The organism is Kaistia defluvii (genome assembly GCF_026343955.1).
Lineage (GTDB): Bacteria > Pseudomonadota > Alphaproteobacteria > Rhizobiales > Kaistiaceae > Kaistia > Kaistia defluvii.
Genome location: NZ_JAPKNI010000001.1, coordinates 362,151 through 379,787 on the forward strand (window position 1 = coordinate 362,151; position 17,637 = coordinate 379,787).

The 17,637-nt window shown below is 66.2% G+C and carries 19 protein-coding genes; 12 read left to right on the forward strand and 7 right to left on the reverse strand.

The genetic code is table 11. The annotated features are described in order from the left end of the window. Window positions 1-519 precede the first annotated feature (519 nt). Together OSH10_RS01635 and OSH10_RS01640 are read left to right on the forward strand one after the other, a co-directional pair. Window positions 520-1,245 (forward strand): phytochelatin synthase family protein, encoded by a 726-nt coding sequence (locus tag OSH10_RS01635; RefSeq protein ID WP_266329724.1) that lies wholly within the window; start codon window positions 520-522, stop codon window positions 1,243-1,245. An 83-nt stretch (window positions 1,246-1,328) separates the two neighbouring features. After that, complete coding sequence (locus OSH10_RS01640; RefSeq protein WP_266329726.1) at window positions 1,329-2,045, forward strand: MgtC/SapB family protein; 717 nt, start codon at window positions 1,329-1,331, stop codon at window positions 2,043-2,045. Between the two features lie 239 nt (window positions 2,046-2,284). Here OSH10_RS01640 and uvrB read toward each other — a convergent pair whose 3' ends face one another. Next, window positions 2,285-5,125 carry an excinuclease ABC subunit UvrB gene (gene uvrB / locus OSH10_RS01645; RefSeq protein WP_266329728.1) on the reverse strand — a complete coding sequence of 947 codons (2,841 nt, stop codon included), beginning with the start codon at window positions 5,123-5,125 and terminating at the stop codon, window positions 2,285-2,287. 96 nt (window positions 5,126-5,221) lie between these two features. Between uvrB and OSH10_RS01650 the strand changes: the two genes are divergently transcribed. After that, entirely contained in the window at window positions 5,222-5,977 is a 756-nt protein-coding gene (locus OSH10_RS01650) for a helix-turn-helix domain-containing protein (protein WP_266329729.1), read from the forward strand. A 109-nt stretch (window positions 5,978-6,086) separates the two neighbouring features. After that, window positions 6,087-7,055 carry a DMT family transporter gene (locus tag OSH10_RS01655; protein ID WP_266329730.1) on the forward strand — a complete coding sequence of 323 codons (969 nt, stop codon included), beginning with the start codon at window positions 6,087-6,089 and terminating at the stop codon, window positions 7,053-7,055. On the opposite strand, the gene OSH10_RS01660 is transcribed toward OSH10_RS01655, so the two are convergent. Then, a complete protein-coding gene (locus tag OSH10_RS01660; protein WP_266329732.1) occupies window positions 7,030-8,058 on the reverse strand; it encodes an Ldh family oxidoreductase in 1,029 nt (342 codons plus the stop codon). The two genes, OSH10_RS01655 and OSH10_RS01660, sit on opposite strands and share 26 nt — an antisense overlap. 203 nt (window positions 8,059-8,261) lie before the next feature. Between OSH10_RS01660 and OSH10_RS01665 the strand changes: the two genes are divergently transcribed. The 6 genes from OSH10_RS01665 to OSH10_RS01685 all read left to right on the forward strand — a co-directional run bounded on the left by OSH10_RS01665 (window position 8,262) and on the right by OSH10_RS01685 (window position 11,339). Further along, on the forward strand, window positions 8,262-8,684 hold the full coding sequence (locus tag OSH10_RS01665; RefSeq protein ID WP_266329733.1) for a YciI family protein: 423 nt from the start codon (window positions 8,262-8,264) through the stop codon (window positions 8,682-8,684). A gap of 41 nt (window positions 8,685-8,725) precedes the next feature. Then, window positions 8,726-9,145, forward strand: coding sequence for a YciI family protein (locus OSH10_RS01670; protein WP_266329734.1), 420 nt, complete (start codon window positions 8,726-8,728; stop codon window positions 9,143-9,145). Between the two features lie 23 nt (window positions 9,146-9,168). Beyond that, entirely contained in the window at window positions 9,169-9,312 is a 144-nt protein-coding gene (locus tag OSH10_RS22895; protein ID WP_323181537.1) for a hypothetical protein, read from the forward strand. Window positions 9,313-9,368: 56 nt separating this feature from the next. Then, window positions 9,369-9,707 (forward strand): SRPBCC family protein, encoded by a 339-nt coding sequence (locus OSH10_RS22900; protein ID WP_323181538.1) that lies wholly within the window; start codon window positions 9,369-9,371, stop codon window positions 9,705-9,707. A gap of 55 nt (window positions 9,708-9,762) precedes the next feature. Next, the gene (locus OSH10_RS01680) at window positions 9,763-11,034 is read left to right on the forward strand and encodes an RNA polymerase sigma factor (protein WP_266329735.1); all 1,272 of its coding nucleotides are present in this window, start codon (window positions 9,763-9,765) and stop codon (window positions 11,032-11,034) included. Between the two features lie 74 nt (window positions 11,035-11,108). Further along, on the forward strand, window positions 11,109-11,339 hold the full coding sequence (locus OSH10_RS01685) for a SlyX family protein (RefSeq protein ID WP_266329736.1): 231 nt from the start codon (window positions 11,109-11,111) through the stop codon (window positions 11,337-11,339). Window positions 11,340-11,450: 111 nt separating this feature from the next. On the opposite strand, the gene OSH10_RS01690 is transcribed toward OSH10_RS01685, so the two are convergent. The 5 genes from OSH10_RS01690 to OSH10_RS01710 form a co-directional block, all read right to left on the reverse strand. Then, a complete protein-coding gene (locus tag OSH10_RS01690) occupies window positions 11,451-11,918 on the reverse strand; it encodes a DUF4126 family protein (RefSeq protein WP_266329737.1) in 468 nt (155 codons plus the stop codon). A gap of 172 nt (window positions 11,919-12,090) precedes the next feature. Further along, complete coding sequence (minE, locus tag OSH10_RS01695; RefSeq protein ID WP_266329738.1) at window positions 12,091-12,378, reverse strand: cell division topological specificity factor MinE; 288 nt, start codon at window positions 12,376-12,378, stop codon at window positions 12,091-12,093. Beyond that, window positions 12,375-13,190 (reverse strand): septum site-determining protein MinD, encoded by an 816-nt coding sequence (gene minD / locus OSH10_RS01700; RefSeq protein WP_266329739.1) that lies wholly within the window; start codon window positions 13,188-13,190, stop codon window positions 12,375-12,377. The genes minE and minD overlap by 4 nt, the downstream gene beginning before the upstream one ends. A gap of 20 nt (window positions 13,191-13,210) precedes the next feature. Beyond that, the gene (gene minC, locus OSH10_RS01705; RefSeq protein WP_266329741.1) at window positions 13,211-13,915 is read right to left on the reverse strand and encodes a septum site-determining protein MinC; all 705 of its coding nucleotides are present in this window, start codon (window positions 13,913-13,915) and stop codon (window positions 13,211-13,213) included. A gap of 332 nt (window positions 13,916-14,247) precedes the next feature. Next, window positions 14,248-15,306, reverse strand: coding sequence for an LLM class flavin-dependent oxidoreductase (locus tag OSH10_RS01710; RefSeq protein WP_266329743.1), 1,059 nt, complete (start codon window positions 15,304-15,306; stop codon window positions 14,248-14,250). Window positions 15,307-15,519: 213 nt separating this feature from the next. Here OSH10_RS01710 and lepB point away from each other — a divergent pair, with 213 nt between their 5' ends. Together lepB and OSH10_RS01720 are read left to right on the forward strand one after the other, a co-directional pair. Next, on the forward strand, window positions 15,520-16,293 hold the full coding sequence (gene lepB, locus OSH10_RS01715) for a signal peptidase I (protein WP_266329744.1): 774 nt from the start codon (window positions 15,520-15,522) through the stop codon (window positions 16,291-16,293). Window positions 16,294-16,446: 153 nt separating this feature from the next. Continuing rightward, complete coding sequence (locus OSH10_RS01720) at window positions 16,447-17,616, forward strand: MFS transporter (protein ID WP_266329745.1); 1,170 nt, start codon at window positions 16,447-16,449, stop codon at window positions 17,614-17,616. The last annotated feature ends 21 nt before the right edge of the window (window positions 17,617-17,637 follow it).

A 17,637-nucleotide genomic window follows, 5' to 3' on the forward strand; every position in this document is an offset into this window, starting at 1 on the left:
CACGCGTGTCGCCAAGCCGCTTATGTCAGCAGGCTCCGTCTCCACGAACCTACGATCACAATGCCTTGCAACCTTCCGGTTGCGGTCGTTCGTCCACCCGCCCTACCGGGCCAGACTCCGCTCGGCACGACTTCGTATGATTTATTTCGGGCTCCAGTCAAACACGTTTTTTCGTGAACCTTCTCCGTTCTGCGCCGACGGTAAATTTGGCAGCAATTTCGCAGTGATGGCCAATGGTCGGATGAATTGGCGGAGAGCGCCGCGGCGTGCCCGTCGCCCAAGACGGCGCCCGGCTTTGTCGCGATCCGTCGAACTTCGCGGGGTCACGGGCCGTCAGACGGAACGTCGCGACGGGAAGTCCTGCCGGGGAAACCCAAGCTGCCAGGACGCAACATCCGTCGTCGACGCAATGCCAGCGTTGCCGCCCCGCCCTGTTGCTCCCGCAGCGCCCCCTCGCGCTGCGTGGAAAAAAGCGGCATCATCGCGATCCCGTTCTCTCGGGCCTCAGGGATCGCCGTCATGAGCACCTCGTATCTGCGTGCAGCGCTGCTCTTCCTCGCCATCGCCACGAGCCACGCTTCGGCCGAGACGCTGCCCTTGCCGGCAAACCTGATCGGCGCCGCGACGGACAGCGGCGAGGCCCTCCTGATCGGCGCCGAGGCTCGGGAAGCCTATTTCCCGCTTGCCGACAACTTCGTTACCCAGAAGACCCAGTCCTTCTGCGGTGTCGCCTCGATGGTGATGGTGCTGAATGCGGCCGGCGTGCCGGCACCCGACGTGCCGGAATACCGGCCCTACCGCACCTTCACACAGGACAACCTGCTCGATGAGCGAACCGATGCCGTCGTGAAGCGAACCACCATCCTGATGCAGGGCATGACGCTCGACCAGTTGGGAGGCGTACTCGCGACACAACCGCTGGGGGTCGTCGTGACCCATGCCGCCGACACGACCCTGGATGAATTTCGCACCGTCGCCCGCGACTATCTGGCGAAACCCGGGCATTTCGTCATCGTCAACTATCTGCGCAAGGCGATCGAGCAGGAGACGGGTGGGCACATCTCGCCGCTCGCCGCCTATGACGCGGAGGCGGACCGCTTCCTCATTCTCGATGTTGCCCGCTACAAATATCCGCCCGTCTGGGTGAAGGCGGCCGACCTCTATGGTGCCATGAACACGCCCGACGCCGACAATGACAACCGGACGCGGGGCTATGTGCTGGTGGCGAAGCCAGCCACGCCCTGACGACCCTGCCGCCGTCATGAAGGTCCAGCCGCTCTCGGCTAGGATGAGCCGTCTGATTCGCCCCGTCACTGGCAGGCCCGATCGTGCGGTTCATTGAAGTCTTCGAGTTCTGGCCCTTCCTCGACACCGTGGTCAGCCTGACGGCCGCCTTCATCTTCGGAACGGCCGTGGGCGCCGAGCGCCAGTATCGCCAGCGCACCGCCGGCCTGCGGACCAACGTGCTGGTCGCGGTCGGCGCGGCCGCCTTCGTCGATCTCTCCATGGCGATCACGGGCCCGACAGAAGCGGTGCGGGTCATCTCCTATGTCGTGTCCGGCGTCGGCTTTCTCGGCGCGGGCGCAATCATGCGCGAGGGCATGAATGTCCGTGGCCTCAACACAGCCGCGACGCTCTGGTGCGCGGCGGCGATCGGCGCCTGCGCCGGCGCCGACATGATCGCGCACGCGGCCCTGGTGACGCTGTTCGTCATCGCCGGCAACACGCTGCTGCGGCCGCTGGTCAACACCATCAACCGCATCCCGCTGAACGAGGAGGCATCCGAGGCGACCTATGAGGTGACGGTCACGGTTCGCGACAACGACCTGCCGCGTCTGCGCCCCCTCGTCGCCGACATGCTCGAAAAGGCACATTATCCGGCTGGCGATCTCGACGTCGTCGATCGCGGCGAAAACCTCGCCGAAATCGTCGCGACGCTGGTCAATACCGCCGTCAATGCAGCGGAGATGGACGCCGTAGCCCGCCGGATCGACAGCCTGCCCGGCGTCATTCACGCTTCCTGGTCGATCAGCACCAAGGACTGAGCCCCGCTCTTCGACCGGCCTCCGTCTGAACCCTCCCCCCGAGGGAGGGTCAAAACCGCGAAGCGGTTTTGGGGAGGGGTTCTTCGTGGAACCGCCGAGTGACTGGGCCATCCATCAGAGAGCAGACATCCGGCAAAGCGCCCCTCCCCGAAATCGCGAAGGGCGATTTCGACCCTCCCTCAAGGGGAGGGTTCAAAAAAGCAAATCCCTCACCACCACTGCATGGATGGAGCCCGCCTCTACCGGCGCTTCGGTCCCTTGCGGCCGGCGGAACTGCCGGCCCGGCCACCGACCGAACGCCCGCCCGGCCGATGGTTGGTCGTCATGGGGTCGGGACGCTGGGGCCGCTCGTGCTCGTCGGCGGCAACCGAGGTCATGTTCGAACTTGCGCCCATCTCGTCCAGATGCGGTTTTCGCGCCCGCGTCGCCACGGGAACCTCGGTGCGACCCACCGTCATCTCGTCGAGATCGTTCTTACGGGCCCGCGTCTTCGGCTCTCCCTTGGGTTCCGGCGGCAGATTGGCGGCGCTGCCATATTTGCGATCGCCGCGATAACCGCCGGTGCGATCGTCGATCGCCGACTGGCGCGCCAGCGGATCGTCGGCAATGGCGAGTTCCGTCTCCTTGAGGCGCTTGATCTCGTCGCGCAGGCGGGCGGCCGTCTCGAATTCGAGATTCATGGCGGCGTCGCGCATCTTCTTCTCGAGCGCGTCGAGATGCGTCTTCAGATTGTTGCCGACCAGCGCCGTATCGGCCAGGCCGGCATCGACGGTGACGTGATCCTGCTCGTAGACCGAAGACAGGATGTCGCCGATATCGCGCTTGATCGAAGCCGGCGTGATGCCGTGCTCGAGGTTGTAGGCGATCTGCTTTTCGCGGCGGCGCTCGGTCTCGCCCATCGCCCGCTCCATCGAGCCGGTGATGCGATCGGCATACAGGATGACCTTGCCGTCGACGTTGCGCGCCGCGCGGCCAATGGTCTGGATCAGCGAGGTCTCGGAGCGCAGGAAGCCTTCCTTGTCCGCATCCAGGATGGCGACGAGGCCGCATTCCGGAATGTCGAGGCCTTCGCGCAGCAGGTTGATGCCGATCAGCACGTCGAAGGCGCCGAGCCGCAGGTCGCGGATGATCTCGATGCGCTCCAGCGTCTCGACGTCGGAGTGCATGTAGCGGACGCGAACGCCGTTCTCGTGCAGATATTCCGTCAGGTCCTCGGCCATGCGCTTGGTCAAGGTCGTGACCAGCGTGCGATAGCCCTTCCTGGCGGTTTCGCGCACTTCGCCGAGCAGATCGTCGACCTGCGTCTTGGCCGTGCGGATCTCGACCGGCGGATCGATCAGCCCGGTCGGGCGGATAACCTGCTCGGTGAAGACACCGCCAGTCGCTTCCATCTCCCAGCTGCCGGGCGTTGCCGAGACGTGCACCGTCTGCGGACGCATCGCGTCCCATTCCTCGAAGCGCAGCGGTCGATTGTCCATGCAGGAAGGCAGGCGGAAGCCATATTCGGCCAGCGTCGCCTTGCGCCTGAAGTCGCCGCGATACATGCCGCCAATCTGCGGGATGGTGACATGGCTCTCGTCGGTGAAGACGAGAGCATTGTCCGGCAGATATTCGAACAGGGTCGGCGGCGGCTCGCCCGGCAGGCGTCCGGTCAGATAGCGCGAATAGTTCTCGATGCCGGCGCAGGCGCCGGTCGCCTCGATCATCTCGATGTCGAAACGGCAGCGCTGCTCCAGCCGCTGCGCTTCCAGCAGGCGGCCGGCGGCCTCCAACTCGGCCAAGCGCAGGCGCAGCTCATGCTTGATCGAGGCGATCGCCTGGTTAAGCGTCGGCTTCGGCGTCACATAGTGCGAGTTGGCGTAGACCTTGACGAATTTGAGCTCGGCCGTCTTCTGCCCGGTCAGGGGATCGAACTCGGTGATGCTCTCGACCTCGTCGCCGAACAGCGACAGACGCCAGGCGCGATCCTCCAAGTGGGCCGGGAAAATCTCGACGGTGTCGCCGCGCACCCGGAACGAGCCGCGCACGAAGTTCAGGTCCTGGCGCTTGTATTGCAGCGCCACCAGGTCGGCGAGCAACTGACGCTGGTTGAGCTTCTCGCCCAGCGTGATGCCGAAGGTCATCGCCGTATAGGTCTCGACGGAGCCGATACCGTAGATGCAGGAAACCGAGGCGACGATGATGACGTCGTCGCGCTCCAGCAGCGAACGCGTGGCCGAATGGCGCATGCGGTCGATCTGCTCGTTCACGGAGGATTCCTTCTCGATGAAGGTATCCGTGCGCGGCACATAGGCTTCCGGCTGGTAATAGTCGTAGTAGGAGACGAAATACTCGACGGCGTTATCCGGGAAGAACGACTTGAACTCGCCATAGAGCTGAGCCGCGAGTGTCTTGTTCGGCGCCAGGATCAGCGCGGGCCGCTGCGTCTCCTCGATGATCTTGGCCATGGTGAAGGTCTTGCCGGAGCCGGTGACGCCGAGCAGCACCTGGTCGCGTTCCTGCTCGGCGACGCCGGCCACCAGTTCGCGGATCGCGTTCGGCTGGTCGCCGCGCGGCTCGAAGGGCGATACGATCTTGAACGGTTGGCCACCTTCCGACTTCTCGGGCCGAGGCGGCCGGTGCGGCACCCAGGTCTTGTCCTGGATTTCGGGACGGCCGGTCTCGATCAGCGCCGAAAGCGCGGCGACCGTCGCCGTCACCGACGAGGCGGACATCGACTCCGCTTCCTCGAGGCTGATCTCCAGGCCGGAAACCGGGTTGAGACCGCTGGCCGCGCGCTCGCGCGCCGTCGCCGCCACGCCGATCGACGTGCCGCGCCCGGACTTGTGCGTGTCGCCTTCCGCCTTCTTGTCGGTCTTCTTGCCCTTTGCCTTGCGCCCGGCATCGACGGGAAGATCGACCAACTGCATGCGTTCGGGACGGGCGCGCGGGGCGCGCTTCGGCTTGGGAGCGATCGGCTCGGCATCCGCCGCGCGCGCGATCTCCTCCATCCAGTCGGCGATGTTGCCCGACAGGGGAGTACCTTCGAGCGGAGCCTGCGGCGCTTCGCCGAAGCCGGAAGTTTTGGGACGCTTGGCCATGGGTACGAAAGTAGAACGTCCGGATGCGAATTTGAAGAGGTCGGATGCAAAGTTTGCCGCTTCGGAATACCGGAGCGAGGCTGATATAGTTGCCCGATGCGCCTGAACGCCCTCCTCAATCTCGATATCCGCAGCTATGGCGGCGCCAGCGATCCGCATCGGCACGATTTCGCGCAGCTGGTCCTGCCGTTGAAGGGGACACTGGCCATCGACATCGCCGGGCGGGAGCAGCGACTCGATGCGTTTCGGGCCGCCTTCGTCGAAACCGGCGCGCCGCATTCGCAGGCAGGCGACCGCGCCAATCGCTCGCTGATAGTCGATCTCGACCTCGCCAGTATGGATCCGGATGTCGCCGACCGCCTCGTCGCCCGCCCTTTCCTGCCGCTGGCGCCGGCGGCGAACCGGCTGGTCGACTATATGAGTTTCGTGGCCGGCGGTGGCGGCGCGCGCGGCGACCAGCTCGAACACTGGCTGCCGCTGCTGCTCGATGCGCTGGTGCAGGCGCCTGCCCGGCCGCAATCGCGCCTGGCCGCCCTGCTCGGCCAGATCGAGGCGGCGCCCGGCCGTTCCTGGACCACCGAGGCGATGGCGGAGCGCACCGCGATGAGCGTCAGCCGCCTGCATGCGCTGTTCCGCAGCGAATTCGACACGACACCGGCGGCCTGGCTGTCGGAATTGCGCCTGAAGCGGGTGCGGGAATGGCTGGCGACATCGGATGCGTCCATCGCCGAACTCGCCCTTCGCGCCGGCTATTCCGACCAGAATGCGCTGACCCGCGCCATGCGCCGCGCCACCGGCCTGACACCGGCCGCCTATCGCCGTCAAAGCCGCGCGGAAGGCCCGCTCCGGTGACGGACGCCGCTCCGAACGCGCTTGGCGAGACCGGGCCTAAAATGCGATAGCTTCGGCCGAGAACCGCGCAGCCCGACATGACATCACCGGGTCTTTCCGGGAGATGATCGTGACCAGCGACGGCAGGATGTGGATTGGAGTGGGCTGCGGCGTCGCGGCCGGCGCGCTTTGGGGGCTTGTCTTCCTCGCGCCGCAGCTGGTGCGCGAATTCACGCCGCTGCAGCTCGCCGCCGCCCGCTATCTCGCCTATGGCCTGTTCGCGACCGCGCTGATCGCGCCGCGCTGGCGCCGGCTCACCCGCGGCCTCGGCGCGCGCGAATGGGGCGCGCTGGTCTGGCTCAGCCTGCTCGGCAACATCATTTATTACGTCCTGCTCGCCAGCGCCGTGCAGCTTGGCGGCATCGCCATGACCTCGCTGATCATCGGTTTCCTGCCGGTCGCGGTCACGCTGATCGGCAGCCGAGACCAGGGCGCGACGCCGTTGTTGCGGCTGGCGCCGTCGCTCGTACTCGGCACGGCGGGTATTCTCTGCATCGGCTGGCAATCGCTCGGCTCGATCGAGTCAGGCCTGCGGCCGGGCGGACTGGTCGGTCTTGCCTGCGCCATTGGCGCGCTGGCATCCTGGACGAGCTATGCCGTCGGCAATGCCCGCTGGCTGGTCCGCGTCCGGCATATATCGTCCTATGATTGGAACCTGCTGACCGGCGTGGTCACCGGCGGGCTGGCGCTGCTCCTGCTGCCGCCGGCGCTGCTGATCGGCGCGCAATCCCACGAAGCCGACGCATGGCTGCGCTTCGCCGGGGTCGCGGCCGGCGTCGCGTTCTGCGCCTCGATCATCGGCAATGCCTGCTGGAACTGGATGAGCCGACTGATGCCGCTGACCATGGTCGGCCAGATGATCCTGTTCGAGACGCTGTTCGCGCTGCTCTACGGCTTCCTGTGGGAACGCCGCCTGCCGACGACGCTGGAAAGCGTCGCCATCCTATTGGTGGTGGCGAGCGTGCTCGCCTGCGTCACCGCGCACCGCGCCCGCGAAGGCGACCGGCCGGCGGTCAGCCCGCCCTCGGCAGGCTCATGATCTGCTCGTAGAGATGGCGCGGGATGCGGACGCCATGCGCCAGGCTGCGCGCCCGCGCCTCGTAGCGCCGCAGCGAGGGTAGTCGCGCGCCCTGGTCGGCAATGGCCGAGAACAGCCGCTCGCTGCTCGCCTGGTTGTCGCGCGTGCCGCCGAGGATCTTCGGATCGAAGGCGATCAGGATCTCGCCATGCGCCGGCGCCGCCTTGACGCCATCGTCGAACTCCATCGACTCAAGGCTGGTCATGTCGGCGATCAGCGGCCCGGCCAGCAGCTCGATCATCGTCGAGAGCGCCGAGCCCTTGTGTCCGCCGAAGGTCAGCATCGCGCCGTCGAGCGCCGCTGCCGCATCGGTGGTCGGATTGCCGTCCGCGTCGATCGCCCAGCCCGGCTGCAAAGGCTTTCCGGACATCTTGTGCAGCGAGATGTCGCCGCGCGCGATCGCGCTGGTGGCGAAATCGAACACATAGGGGTTCTGCCCTTCGCGGGGCCAGCCGAAGGCGATCGGGTTGGTGCCGAGCGCTCCCTTGGTGCCGCCCGCAGGCGCGACCCAGCTATGGCTCGGCGTCATGGCGATGGCGACCAGTCCCTGCGCCGTCAGCATCTCGATCTCGGGCCAGAGCGCCGAGAAGTGGAAGCAATGATTGATCGCCAGCACGGCGACACCGATCGACTTGGCCTTCTCCACGAAAGTCGGCAATGCCGCCTCGAAGGCTGGCAGCGAGAAACCGAAACCGGCGTCGACCTTGGTCACCGCCGCCGTGGTGTTCTCGACAACCGGCGCGGCGGCTCGATTGAAGCGCGGATGGTTGATGGTCTGGACGCATCCCGGCAGCCGGAACAGGCCGTGCGAATGACACTCGTCGCGCTGTCCCTCGGTGATGACGCGGGCGACCGGCCTCGCCTGGGCTTCGCTGAGCCCGGCCGCGATCAGCACGGCCTTCGAAAGTTCGAACACCTGGTCGAGCCCGAGGGCGACCGTGTCGCCGGAATGTGCCTGTTTCAAATCGTGCCATCCTGCCCAATATCGCGTTGCTGCCTGTCTACCAGCGCCCCGGAGCGCCGACAACGTGACGGCCGGGAAGCCACGTCGGGCCGAATGGGGAAAATTGCATCGCCCCCTGTCGATCTCGCCGCCTGTCGTCCGTCGTGTTGCCAGAAGCCGGAGCTGCCCGGCTCGCCAAGGCACCCGATCCGGAGGAACTCGCCATGCGGTTCATGATCCTCGTCAAGGCCAACAAGGACACGGAAGCCGGCGTCATGCCGGAAGAAAAGCGGATTGCCGAGATGACGGCCTATCACGAAGAACTCGCCCGGGCCGGAGCGCTGCTTGATGCCTCCGGCCTCCAGCCGTCCTCCAGGGGCGCGCGGATCCTCTTTTCCGCCCGCGGCCAGCGCTCGGTCATCGACGGCCCGTTCGCGGAAGCGAAGGAACTGATCGCCGGCTACACGATCATCGAGGTCAAGTCGCGCGACGAGGCGATCGAATGGGCGAAGCGGATGCCGAACCCCGCCGGCGACGGCAAGGAAGGTGAGATCGAGTTGCGGCAGCTGTTTGAACTCGAGGATTTCGAACCGAGCGAGGCGATCGATCGCCTCCGCCAGATGGAAGCGGGCGCAAGGCCCGCTTGAGCTTTCCCGCAACACCCCACCACCCAGAACAGGACAAGACCATGCGCTTCATGATGCTGATGATCCCCAGGGGCTACGAGACCGCGACGCCCGGCACCATGCCGGAGGCCGCCGCCGTGGCCCAGATGATGAAATACAACCAGGCCCTGCAGGACGCCGGCATCCTGCTCTCCTGCGACGGCCTGCATCCGCCCTCCATGGGCGCTCGGGTCACCTTTCAGGGCGGCAAGCCCAGGGTCAGCGACGGCCCGTTTGCCGAGGCCAAGGAGGTGCTCGGCGGCTACTGGATGATCAACGTCAAATCGCGCGCCGAAGCGATCGAATGGGCGAGCCGCTGCCCGGCCGGCGACAACGAGATCATCGAGGTCCGCCAGGTCCAGGAAATGGAGGACTTCCCCGCCGACGTGCAGGAAGCCGCCGCCGGCTTCGAGACCATGCAGGGGAACTCGGCCCGGCGCTAGCCTGCGCCGGCCGGGAGACCATCATGCTCAAGTTCCTTCTCGTCGCGGCGATCATTCTGGTCGTCGCGATCCTCACGGTCCTCGCTTATGCCGCGACGCGTCCCGGCCGCCTGCGCGTCGAGCGGCAGGTGCGCATCCAGGCACCGGCGGCCGCGATCTTACGCTGATCAACGATTTCCATCGCTGGGCCGAATGGTCGCCCTATGAGACGAGCGACCCGACCATGAAGCGAAGCTTCGATGGCGCACCGGCCGGCAAGGGCGCGGTCTACCAGTGGAGCGGGGACGGCAAGGCCGGCGCCGGACGGATGGAGATCGCCGACACCGCGCCGCCTTCCCTCGTCCGCATTCGCCTCGACTTCACCAGGCCGATGCGGGCCAGCAACCTCGCCGAATTCACGCTGGAGCCGGATGGCGACGCCACGCGCGTGCGCTGGAGCATGGAGGGCCCGACGCCGTTCATCGGCAAGCTGTTCGGAATATTCGTCGACATGGACAATCTGATCGGCCGCGATTTCGCGACCGGCCTGGCCAATCTCAGGATGGCGACGGAGGGGAGATAGGTCTTCGCGCCTCCTGTCTTGCGTCTGCGGGCGGGACGTGGCCTGATCCGCAGCCGTGACACGTACCGAAACCCATCAGGCGATCAGCGCAGTCTGGCGGATCGAGCAGGCAAAGCTCGTCGCCAGCCTTGCGCGCATGCTGCGCGACATCAGCCAGGCCGAGGAGCTGGCGCAGGATGCGCTGGTGGCGGCGCTGGAACGCTGGCCGGAAACCGGCATTCCCGACAATCCCGGCGCCTGGCTGATGGCGACCGCCAAGCGGCGCGCCATCGACCGCATCCGCCACCGCAAGCTGGCCGACGAGAAGCACGCCGAGATCGGCTATATCAGCGATCTCGACCAGGACAGCGTCGTCGATGCACTCGAGGCGCGGCTCGACGACGACATTGGCGACGACCTGCTGAAGCTGGTCTTCACGGCCTGCCATCCGATCCTCTCCGCCGAGGCGCGCGTCGCGCTGACGCTGCGGCTGATCGGCGGGCTCTCCACGGGCGAGATCGCCCGCGCCTTCTTCGTGCCCGAGCCGACCGTCGCGCAGCGCATCGTGCGGGCCAAGCGCACGCTTGCCGACGCCAACGTGCCCTATGAAGTGCCGCGCGGTGAGGACCGGGCGAAACGGCTCGCCTCGGTGATCGAGGTCATCTACCTGATCTTCAACGAGGGCTATTCGGCCACCGCCGGCGAGGACTGGATCCGCCCGCAGCTGGCTGACGAGGCGGTGCGGCTCGGCCGCATCCTGGCCGGCCTCGCGCCGAACGAGCCGGACGTGCATGGTCTCGTCGCGCTGATGGAAATCCAGGCTTCGCGCTTCGCCGCCAGGGTCGGCCCGAACGGCGAACCGGTGCTGCTGATGGATCAGAACCGCGCGCGCTGGGATCACCTGCTGATCCGTCGCGGCCTCGCGGCGCTGGCGCGCGCCGAGGCACTCGGGCCCCGCGGCACCTATACGCTGCAGGCGGCGATCGCGGCCTGCCACGCCCGCGCGCCGACCGCCGCGCAGACCGATTGGGGCCGCATCGCCAGCCTCTACGCCGAACTGGCCCGGATAGCGCCCTCGCCCGTCGTGGAGCTGAACCGCGCCGTCGCCGTCGCCATGGCCGAAGGGCCGGCGGCGGGCCTCGCCCTTGTCGAATCGCTGGCGAACGAGCCAGTGCTCGCCACCTCGCATTTGCTGCCGGGCGTGCGCGCCGATCTGCTGATGAAGCTCGGCCGCCTCGCCGAGGCGCAGGCCGATTTCGAACGCGCCGCCGCCCTCACCCGCAACATGCGCGAGCGCCAGCTTCTGCTCGAACGCGCCGCCACCTGTGCCAAGGACATCGCCGTCTGAGCCTGGCCCTCGCCCGCCCTTGCGCCGGAAGCCGACACGCCGTAGGGAGCACGCCAGAGCACAGGGAGGATCGGATGACCGACACGGACGCTGGCGGGGCTCTTGCCAACCGCATCGAGGCGCTGGAAATCCGCATCGCCTATCAGGACGAAACGATCGAGGACCTGAACAGCGCGATCACCGCGCAGTGGAAGCAGCTCGATTTCCTTACCCGCAAGATTTCCCAGCTGACCGACCAGTTGCGCGAAACGACCGAACAGATCGGCCGCCCCGGCCTGCCCGAGCCCCCGCCGCCGCATTATTGAGTGGCCGCTCGGGACATTGAAGGGTGAACAGCCCCATCTCACCTCTCCCTCAGCGAGAGGTGAGATCGCCGTGCCCCGTTATGGAAGGTCCTCTACAGCGTGTAAGGGGCGTCAGGTGACGTAGGCGACGATCCAGAGCGCCAGCGCAATGGCGATCCCGTCCTCGATCAGCGCGATCGGCAGGTCCTTGCCGCCCGTCGCCGCGACGAGGCTTCTCCGCGCCTCATAGCCGCCCAGCGTGCCGATCACGGCGCCGATCGCGCCGGCAATCAGACCGGCAACCCAGACCCCACCGGCAAATCCGATCGCCGCGCCGCAAACGGCGCCCATGAAGATCCGGGTCGCAAACTGGACGGGCACCTTGCGGCTCGGCGTCGACGGCAACTGGTCGGTGACCAGTTCGGCAACGGCGAGCAGGGTGAGGATCAGCAGCGCCAGCCAGTGGCTCAGGAAGGAGAGCCAGCTGCCATCGAGGTTGATCCAGCCAAGATAGGCGGCCCAGGCGACCGCGGCCGGCGCGGTCATGGCGCGCAGACCCGCGACGACGCCGATCAGAAGTGCCAGAACGTAAATGAACATGCTGTCCCCCTTCGTTGCCCACAACCATAGGTGCGGGATTTCCGGTAGCCTTGGCCAGAAAAATCGTCAACGTCGGAAAGAAATCATCCGGCTTCCGCCGGTGATGCCACGCCCCGATCAAGCTCACGCGGACGCGCATGAAAAAGCCGGCAAGAATGCCGGCCTCCTGGTTTCAAGCGGCTGCCTCGGCGCCCTCTTTCCGCCGCTGGCGGATCGGGTTCGGCAGTTCGATCTCGACCTCCAGCGTCGAGACCGCATCACCGCGCTGCATTTTCACCTGGACCTTGTCGGCCGGGATGTCGACGTGGCGGGCGATCACGCCGAGGATCTCTTCCCGGAGCTTGGCGATCAGGTCGCTGGCTCCTGCCGAGACCCGTTCGTGCTGCAGCAGGATCTGCAGCCGGTCGCGAGCCACCGGCGCGGACGAACGTGACGGCTTGAAGAAATTGAAAATCGTCATGCAGCCCTCCGACCGAAAAGCTTGCTCATGAAGCCGCGCCGCTCCGCCGGAACGACCATCGGGATGTTCTCGCCCTCGAGGCGGCGGGCCGCGTCGAGATAGGCGCGCGCCGGGGCGCTGTCGGTGTCGACCAGCGTGACCGGGCAGCCGACGTTGGACGCGTTGAGGACGGCCTCGCTTTCAGGGATGATGCCGAGCAGCGGGATCGACAGGATCTCGAGAACGTCCTCGACCTTCAGCATCTGGCCGCGCTCGGCCCGGGCTGCGTCGTAGCGGGTGAGCAGGAGATGCTTCTCCATGTACTCGCCCTTCTCCGCCTTGACCGTCTTCGAATCCAGCATGCCGATGATGCGATCGGAATCGCGCACCGACGAGACTTCGGGATTGGTGACGACGATGGCGACATCCGCATGGCGCATGGCCAGCATGGCGCCGCGCTCGATGCCGGCCGGGCTGTCGCAGACGACCCAGTCGAAATGGCCGCGCAGCTCTTCCATGACGCGCGTGACACCCTCTTCGGTGAGCGCATCCTTGTCGCGGGTCTGCGAAGCCGGCAGCACATAGAGCGTGTCGAGCCGCTTGTCGCGGATCAGCGCCTGCTGCAGCTTGGCTTCGCCCTGCACCACGTTGATGAGGTCGTAGACCACGCGGCGCTCGGCGCCCATGACGAGGTCGAGATTGCGCAGGCCGACATCGAAATCGACGACGGCGACCCGCTGGCCGGACAGGGCCAGTGCAGCGCCGATGGCGGCGGTGGACGTCGTCTTGCCCACCCCGCCCTTGCCCGATGTCACAACGAGAACCTGAGACATTGCTTGTGCTCCTTGCTGGCTCAGGCCAGCGCCGCCATGTTCATCTTGTCATTTGCGAGCCAGGCCTGGACCGATCGGCCGCGAAGGCTCGCATCCAGGTCATCCGCAGTCTGGTAGAGGCCGTCGATGGCGATCAGCTCGGCCTCGAATTTCTGGCAGAAGATCCGCGCCCCGGCATTGCCGGTCGACCCGGCGATCGCGCGTCCGCGCAGCGTGCCGTAGATATGGATCGAGTTGCCGGCGATGATCTCCGCGCCCGAGGCGACGGAGCCGACCACGGTCACGTCGCCCTGCGGGAAGATGATCGACTGGCCGGAACGGACCGGCGTCTCGATCAGCAGCGACGGGACCGCACGGTCCACGAAGCTGTTCTTGGGTGGCTCGGCGGACGGCTTGTGCAGGATTTCGGTCTGCTTGCCACCACTGACGGATGGCGGCATGCCGAAGCCGAGCCAGGACGGATCGGCGCCCTCGACCCCCATCACCTTGATCTCGCGTTCGTATAGCATGGCGATCAGCTCTGCGAAGTCGCGCTTGGTGATGGCGAGGCCGGTGACGTCGAGAATGACGGGGCGACTGGCGAAGTAGCCCTCGGAACGTTTGGAAAGCTTGTCGAGTTCGGCCAGCCAGTCGGCCAGCGGAAGCTCGGGCGCCAGGACGGTAGCGAGGAAGGACCTTCCCCGGAACCGGATTGCTGCGCGTTGTTTGGAAGCGGGAGTAGCCACGGTCGCTCTTTGCCTTCTGTTAAGCAATGTGTGCGACACGCTGGTTAACGAGTGGTTAACCACGCCGGGCCCGTTAAGGGTTTGCAGGGCAAAAGTGAGGAATTCCGAAGGGGTTAGGGCGCGCAAAAAAATTCGAGTTGCAGGCGCCGGCCCCATCAACACCAACGCGAAAAGCCGCTCGTTTCCTGCGTTTTCCTGCCGGTCGCTGCGTCATCCCGCAGCGCGCGGATTCCACCGGAAGCAGCCACCCGGCGAATCGCACGGAGGCCCCGAATCGTCCCCGCGTTAACGATTGTCGCGACGCTTCGAAGCATCAACATCCCGCCCCAAGCCTATGGGACGACGGCCGTTTCCGCCTTCGCGGCCAGCGCCCTCCGGACCTCCGGCACGACCTTGGTCCCGAAAAGCTCGATCGACTTCATCATCTTGTCATGCGGCAGCGTGCCGACGCTGAACTGGATCAGGAAGCGGTCATGGTCGAACAGTTCGTGCTGGTAGAGGATCTTTTCGGCCACCTCGGACGGGCTGCCCACGAACAGCGCGCCATGCAGGCGGCGCTGCGCCTCGAACTGGCCTCGCGTCGTCGGCGGCCAGCCGCGCTCCTTGCCGAGCTTGGTCATCACAGCGGCGAAGGGCGGATAGGCGATGTCGGCCGCGTCTTGCGAATTCTCGGCGATGAAACCGTGCGAATTGATGCCGACGCGCAGATGGGTCGCGTCGCTGCCGGATTCCTTTGCGGCGCGATGGTAGAGATCGACCAGCGGCTGAAAATGCGCCGGGTTGCCGCCGATGATCGCGATCGCCAGCGGCAGCCCGAGCACCGCCGCGCGCACGACCGATTGCGGCGTGCCGCCGACCGCGATCCAGACCGGCAGGGGATCCTGGACGGGACGCGGATAGACGCCGAGATCGTGGATCGCGGCGCGATGGCCGCCGGGCCAGTTCACCCGCTCGCCGTCGCGCAGCTTGAGCAGCAGGTCGAGGTTTTCCGAAAACAGCGCGTCATAGTCGCCAAGGTCGTAGCCGAACAGCGGGAAGGATTCGATGAACGAGCCGCGCCCGGCCATGATCTCGGCGCGCCCGTTGGACACGAGGTCGAGCGTGGAGAAGCGCTGGAAGACGCGCACCGGATCATCGGAGGAGAGAACCGTAACGGCGCTGGAAAGGCGGATCGTCTTCGTCCGCGCGGCGCCGGCCGCCAGGATCACGTCGGGAGCGGAGACCAGATAGTCGGGCCGGTGATGCTCGCCGAGACCGAAGACGTCGAGGCCGACCTGGTCGGCCAGTTCGATTTCCTCGATCAGATTGCGCACGCGCTGCACCGGATCGAGCCGGGCACCCGTGATCGGGTCGGGCATATTGTCGCCGAAGGTGTAGATGCCGAATTCCATTTGGGTCACCTCTTGGGGCGGTTTGAAGCAGAACGGCCCGGATCGCCGCAGATATGGCGACATGCCCGTCGCTTGTCAGCCCCGACGCAGGAAGACGCATCGTCAACCGGTACGAGCATCGCGCTGCCGGAGGGCGGCGGTCTCGACGGCTTTCGGTTGCCGCTCGGGCCGGCATCGCCTAAATGACAGGCTCCCCAATCGGCTGAAAGTCGCATGATGGCTGAACTAGAGAAGACCGCCGAGAAAAAGAAGTCGTCCAAGGACGGTCTCGGCGGCACCATCCGCGTCTTCGCCGAAGCGCTGATCATCGCGCTCATCGTGCGGACCTTCCTGTTCCAGCCCTTCGAGATTCCGTCGGGCTCGCTGATCCCGACGCTGGAGATCGGCGACTATCTGTTCGTCTCGAAATATTCCTACGGCTATTCCCGCTACTCTTTCCCCTTCGGCATGGGACCGTTCGAGGGCCGCATCTGGGGCTCGGAACCGAACCAGGGCGACATCGTCGTCTTCAAGGGACCGAAGGACAATTCGACCGATTTCATCAAGCGGGTCATCGGCAAGCCCGGCGACACGGTGCAGATGATCGACGGCCGGCTCTACATCAACGACAAGATGGTCGAGCGCCAGCCGATCGAGCCCTACGAGACCAAGGACTTCTTCGGCAACACCATCTCCGCGCCGCGCTACGAAGAGACGCTGCCGAGCGGGGTCAAGCACCAGATCATCGAGATCGAGGGCGATCGCGGTTCGTTCGACAACACGCCGAAATATGAAGTTCCACCCGGCCACCTCTTCATGATGGGCGACAACCGCGACAACTCCGCGGATTCGCGCGACATGCAGTCGATGGGCTTCGTGCCCAACGAGAACGTCGAGGGCAAGGCGCGCTGGGTGTTCTTCTCGATCGCCGACGGCGCACGCGTCTGGGAATTCTGGAAGTGGCCGTGGTCGATCCGCTGGAACCGGCTCTTCACCTCCATCACCTGACCGGCTCTGCGGGGATCATCCCCGCGCCTCACTGAACGTGCGTTGCAAAATGCAATGGCCGACGATTTGTGCATTGCAAAATGCGCCGGTCGGCAGTCATTGTCCTGACCATCGCCTTCGCAGCCGCACCGCCCTTCACCGCCGGACTTCCCGATGCCGATCGCCCTCTTCGCCCTGGCCATTGCCTCGTTCGGCATCGGCACGACTGAATTCGTCATCATGGGCCTGCTGCCGGAAGTGGCGGCCGATCTCGGCGTCTCGATCCCGAGCGCGGGGCTGCTGATCACCGGCTATGCGATCGGCGTCGTCATCGGCGGGCCGATCATCGTGCTCGCCACCGCACGATTGCCGCGCAAGATCACGCTGGTCGGGTTGGCCATGCTGTTCGTGGTCGGCAATGTCTTCTGCGCCGTCGCGCCCACCTACGGGCTGCTGATGGCGGCGCGCGTGTTTACCGCCTTCGGCCACGGCGCGTTCTTCGGCATCAGCGCCGTCGTCGCGGGCACGCTGGTGCCGCGCAACCAGCGCGCCCAGGCCATGGCGCTGGTGTTCGCCGGCCTGACGCTCGCCAACATTTTCGGCGTCCCGGGCGGCACCGCGCTGGGACAGTTCGCCGGCTGGCGCGCCACCTTCTGGGCGGTCGTGGCGATCGGCCTCGTCTCGGTCGCGGCCATCCTCGCCTGGGTTCCCTCTGACCGGGGCGCCTCCGCCCCGCCCAGTCTCATGCGCGAATTCGCCGTGTTCAAGCGCCTGCAGGTCTGGCTGGCCATGGCCGTGAGCGTGCTGTCGGCGGCTGCCACCTTCGCCTGCTTCACCTATATCGCACCGATCCTGCAGACCGTGACCGGCCTGGCGCCGCATCAGGTCACCTGGGTGCTGCTGCTGTTCGGCGTCGGCATCACGATCGGCAATCTGATCGGCGGTCGACTGGCGGACTGGAAGTTGATGCCGACGATCCTCGGCGCCCTTACCGCGTTGATCGTCGTGCTGGCGCAGTTCAGCTATTCCAGTCACTCCGTCATTGGCGCCTGCATCAGCGTGTTCGTCTGGGGCTGCGTGATGTTCATCCTGATCGCGCCGCTGCAGATGCGCGTGATCGAATGCGCCGGCGAGGCGCCCAACCTGGCTTCCACGCTGAATCAGGGTGCGTTCAATGTTGGCAATGCCGGCGGCGCGTGGGTAGGCGGACTCGCCATCACGATGGGCGCGACCTATGACAAGCTGCCTCTGGTGGGCGCGGCCCTGACCATAGCGGCCTTGCTGGTGGCGTTCGCGTCGTGGCAACTCAGCAGAAAACAGCCGCAGACAGGACCCGCCGCCTGAGGCCAGGTCAATCGGGTGCCT

What these genes read in the sequence shown, in the direction of transcription:
- OSH10_RS01635 (WP_266329724.1), top strand. Translation starts at nt 520, where the DNA reads ATGAGCACCTCGTATCTGCGTGCAGCGCTGCTCTTCCTCGCCATCGCC.
- uvrB (WP_266329728.1), bottom strand. Translation starts at nt 5,125, where the DNA reads ATGGCCAAGCGTCCCAAAACTTCCGGCTTCGGCGAAGCGCCGCAGGCT.
- OSH10_RS01650 (WP_266329729.1), top strand. Translation starts at nt 5,222, where the DNA reads ATGCGCCTGAACGCCCTCCTCAATCTCGATATCCGCAGCTATGGCGGC.
- OSH10_RS01665 (WP_266329733.1), top strand. Translation starts at nt 8,262, where the DNA reads ATGCGGTTCATGATCCTCGTCAAGGCCAACAAGGACACGGAAGCCGGC.
- OSH10_RS01670 (WP_266329734.1), top strand. Translation starts at nt 8,726, where the DNA reads ATGCGCTTCATGATGCTGATGATCCCCAGGGGCTACGAGACCGCGACG.
- OSH10_RS22895 (WP_323181537.1), top strand. Translation starts at nt 9,169, where the DNA reads ATGCTCAAGTTCCTTCTCGTCGCGGCGATCATTCTGGTCGTCGCGATC.
- OSH10_RS22900 (WP_323181538.1), top strand. Translation starts at nt 9,369, where the DNA reads ATGAAGCGAAGCTTCGATGGCGCACCGGCCGGCAAGGGCGCGGTCTAC.
- OSH10_RS01685 (WP_266329736.1), top strand. Translation starts at nt 11,109, where the DNA reads ATGACCGACACGGACGCTGGCGGGGCTCTTGCCAACCGCATCGAGGCG.
- OSH10_RS01690 (WP_266329737.1), bottom strand. Translation starts at nt 11,918, where the DNA reads ATGTTCATTTACGTTCTGGCACTTCTGATCGGCGTCGTCGCGGGTCTG.
- minE (WP_266329738.1), bottom strand. Translation starts at nt 12,378, where the DNA reads ATGACGATTTTCAATTTCTTCAAGCCGTCACGTTCGTCCGCGCCGGTG.
- minD (WP_266329739.1), bottom strand. Translation starts at nt 13,190, where the DNA reads ATGTCTCAGGTTCTCGTTGTGACATCGGGCAAGGGCGGGGTGGGCAAG.
- OSH10_RS01710 (WP_266329743.1), bottom strand. Translation starts at nt 15,306, where the DNA reads ATGGAATTCGGCATCTACACCTTCGGCGACAATATGCCCGACCCGATC.
- lepB (WP_266329744.1), top strand. Translation starts at nt 15,520, where the DNA reads ATGATGGCTGAACTAGAGAAGACCGCCGAGAAAAAGAAGTCGTCCAAG.
- OSH10_RS01720 (WP_266329745.1), top strand. Translation starts at nt 16,447, where the DNA reads ATGCCGATCGCCCTCTTCGCCCTGGCCATTGCCTCGTTCGGCATCGGC.